The sequence below is a fragment of the Caulobacter sp. D5 genome, assembly GCF_003185805.1.
Classification (GTDB): Bacteria; Pseudomonadota; Alphaproteobacteria; order Caulobacterales; family Caulobacteraceae; genus Caulobacter.
In genome coordinates this window covers 1-2,947 of the sequence record NZ_QHJY01000396.1, presented here as the reverse complement: position 1 = coordinate 2,947, position 2,947 = coordinate 1, and the positions used below count along the sequence as shown (strand labels likewise).

General features: G+C 71.4%; 4 protein-coding genes. 1 reads left to right on the top strand and 3 read right to left on the bottom strand.

Annotated features, from left to right (window positions below; all coding sequences use genetic code 11):
* The 3 genes from DMC18_RS21915 to DMC18_RS21905 form a co-directional block, all read right to left on the bottom strand.
* Positions 1-682, bottom strand: a 682-nt coding sequence (locus tag DMC18_RS21915; RefSeq protein WP_233248253.1) for a sugar nucleotide-binding protein, incomplete at its 3' end; no start/stop codon positions are given.
* Positions 679-1,752, bottom strand: coding sequence for a dTDP-glucose 4,6-dehydratase (rfbB, locus tag DMC18_RS21910; RefSeq protein WP_110120582.1), 1,074 nt, complete (start codon positions 1,750-1,752; stop codon positions 679-681). The genes DMC18_RS21915 and rfbB, both read right to left, overlap by 4 nt.
* Positions 1,749-2,297: an HAD-IIIA family hydrolase gene (locus tag DMC18_RS21905; protein WP_110120581.1), complete on the bottom strand. Its 549-nt coding sequence runs from the start codon at positions 2,295-2,297 to the stop codon at positions 1,749-1,751. Before DMC18_RS21905 ends, rfbB begins: the two co-directional genes overlap by 4 nt.
* A 94-nt stretch (positions 2,298-2,391) precedes the next feature.
* Between DMC18_RS21905 and DMC18_RS21900 the strand changes: the two genes are divergently transcribed.
* Positions 2,392-2,947: AGE family epimerase/isomerase (locus DMC18_RS21900; RefSeq protein ID WP_199232606.1), on the top strand; the 556-nt coding region annotated here is incomplete at its 3' end.

Sequence of the window (2,947 nt, the reverse complement as noted above, 5' to 3'; positions counted from 1 at the left end):
CGGCGGCGAGGTCGTGGCGCGAGGTCGCGCCGGCGTTGGTGAAATGAAAGAGGCCGAAGACCGCATCGCCGGCCTGGGCCGCGGCCCAGCGCGGCGCGGCGGCGAGCAGGAACTCGGCCAGGGCCAGCGCGTCGGTCGGGCAGCCGAACTGGTCGGCGACCACCCGCAGCTCGTCGCGCGTGCGGCCCAGCTGCAGCATGGTGCGCACGAAGTTGCGGCCGAAGCGCGAGAACACCCACGAGATCCGCACCACCACGCCCTTCTCCCAGGCCAGGACGGCGGTTTCGCCGTCGAGCTTGGTGGCGCCGTAGACCGACAGCGGATGGGGCGCGTCGTCCTCGCGGTAGGGTCGGTCGAGGGCGCCGTCGAACACGCAGTCGGTGGACAGGTGAACCAGCGGCAGGCCGCGGGCCGCGCAGGCCCGGGCCATGGCCGCCGGCGCCAGGGCGTTGGCGGCGCGGGCGGCGTCGGGCTCGGCCTCGGCCTTGTCGACCAGGGTGAAGCCGGCGCAGTTGACGACAAGATCGCAGTCGGCCCCGGCGATGGCCGCCTCGATCGCTGCGAGGTCGGCGAGATCGACCTCCTGGCGCGACAGCGGCGTCAGGATCGCGCGACCGGGGGCCCGGTCGATCATCGCCCGCGAGACCTGGCCGGTGGCCCCGAACTGCAGGATGCGGATCACTTGCCCTCGCCCTGGGTCGTATCCGGGGTCACGCCCAGCCGCTGGCCGGCGAAGCCCTTGGCCTGGATGGCTTCCCACCAGGCGTCGTTGTCGAGGTACCAGCGCACGGTGCGCTCCAGGCCTTCCTCGACGGTCATGGCTGGCGACCAGCCCAGTTCGCGCTGCAGCTTGCCCGCGTCGATGGCGTAGCGACGGTCGTGGGCGGGCCGGTCGGTGACGTGGGTGATCAGGGCTTCGCGCGGCGTGTTGCCGGGGCGGATCGCGTCGAGCACGGCGCAGATGGTGCGCACCAGGTCGATGTTGGCGCGCTCGGCGTCGCCGCCGATCAGGTAGGTCTCGCCCGGCGCGCCGGCCTCCAGCACCCGCAGCAGGGCGCCGGCGTGATCCTCGACATGCAGCCAGTCGCGCACCTGCCGCCCGTCGCCGTAGACCGGGATGGGCCGGCCGGCCAGGGCGTTGAAGATCACCGTCGGGATCAGCTTTTCCGGATGCTGGCGCGGGCCGTAGTTGTTCGAGCACGAGGTGACGATCACCGGCAGCCCGTAGGTGCGGCCCCAGGCCCGGGCCAGCAGGTCGGACGAGGCCTTGCTCGACGAATAGGGCGAGGTGGGATCGACCGGCGAGCGCTCGTCGAAGGGGGGATCCTCGGGGCCCAGGGCGCCGTAGACCTCGTCGGTGGAGACGTGGACGAAACGGAAGCCGGCGGCGCGGTCGGCCGGCAGGCGGGCCAGGTGCGCGCGGGCGGCCTCCAGCAGCACGGCCGTGCCGACGATGTTGGTGCGCACGAAGGCCAGCGGGCCGTCGATCGAGCGGTCGACGTGGGATTCCGCGGCCAGATGCAGCACGGCGTCCGGGTCGTGGCGGGCGAAGATCGCCGCGACGGCCTCGGGGTCGGCGATGTCGGCCCGCTCGAAGACGTATCCCGTGGCGTCCGCCACATCGGCCAGATTGGCCAGGTCGCCGGCATAGGTCAGGGCGTCGAGATTGACGACCGCGTGGCCGGCCTCCAGCGCCTTGCGCACCAGGGTCGAGCCGATGAAGCCGGCCCCGCCGGTGATCAGGAGTTTCAAGCCGCCTCTCCAGAAGCCGCCGGGAAACGCCGGCCAAGCTTCGCTTTCAGGAATTCGAGCAGGTCGCCGCCCGCGTAGAGAAAGCCTTCGACGCCGGCCCGGCGGGCGGCCTCGACGTCGCTGTCGTTGTCGCCGACCAGCACGCATTCGTCCGGCGAAAGGCCGTGCTCGGCCAGTCCGCGCAGGATCATGCCGGGATTGGGCTTGCGGTCGGGATGGTCGTCGCAGCGATAGGCCTCGACCACGGCGTCCTTGTGGAACGGGCAGTGGTAGAAGGCCGAGATCCGGCCGCCGCGCGCGGTCAGTTCGTCCTGCATCACCGCGTGCAGGGCGTGGACGGCGTCCTCGCCGTAGTAGCCGCGCGCCACGCCCGACTGGTTGGTGACCACGATCGAGCGCACGCCCGCCGCCGTCAGAGCCGCGATCGCCTCGCGGGCGCCGGGCGTCCACTCCAGGTCGGCCGGATCGTGGACGTAGCCGTGATCCAGGTTCAGCACGCCGTCGCGGTCGAAGAAAACAGCCTTCAGTGGCGCTTCGTTGGGCATCCGCTAGCCATTACGCGAGCCCTCGCCCTGTCACAAGCGGAGGGTTGCGCCACGGAAGGGGAGCGCTAGAAACGGCGCCATCAAGGAGAGCTCAATGACCGCCGACCGCATCGTCCGCCTGCGTGACCAACTCAAGGCGTGGGCGCTGCACGACGCCTTTCCGCTGTGGTGGACGGTCGGGGCGGACCACGAGAAGGGCGGCTTCTTCGAGAAGATCGATCTCGACGGCTCGCCGGTGGAGGCGCCCCGCCGCGCCCGGGTGCAGCCGCGGCAGATCTACGCCTACGCCGCCGCCGGCCTGCTGGGCTGGGACGGGCCCTGGAAGGCGGCGCTCGAGCACGGGCTGGACTTCTATCTGAGCAAGTACCGTCGCCCGGACGGCTTCATGCGCACCCTGGTGGCCAGCGACGGGACGCCGCTGGACGACAAGGTCGACCTCTATGACCAGGCCTTCGGCCTGTTTGGCCTGGCCATGGCCGCCCAGGTTCTGCCCGAGCGGACCGACCTGCCGCTTCTGGCCGTGGGCTTGCGCGACTCCCTTTACGCCACGCTGAAGCATCCGGTCGCGGGCTTCGAGGAGAGCGTTCCGCGCAGCGTGCCGCTGCTGTCGAACCCGCACATGCACCTGTTCGAGGCCAGCCTGGCCTGGG

Excerpts from the sequence above, each read along its gene's own strand:
- DMC18_RS21905 (WP_110120581.1), bottom strand. The coding sequence starts at position 2,297 with ATGCCCAACGAAGCGCCACTGAAGGCTGTTTTCTTCGACCGCGACGGC.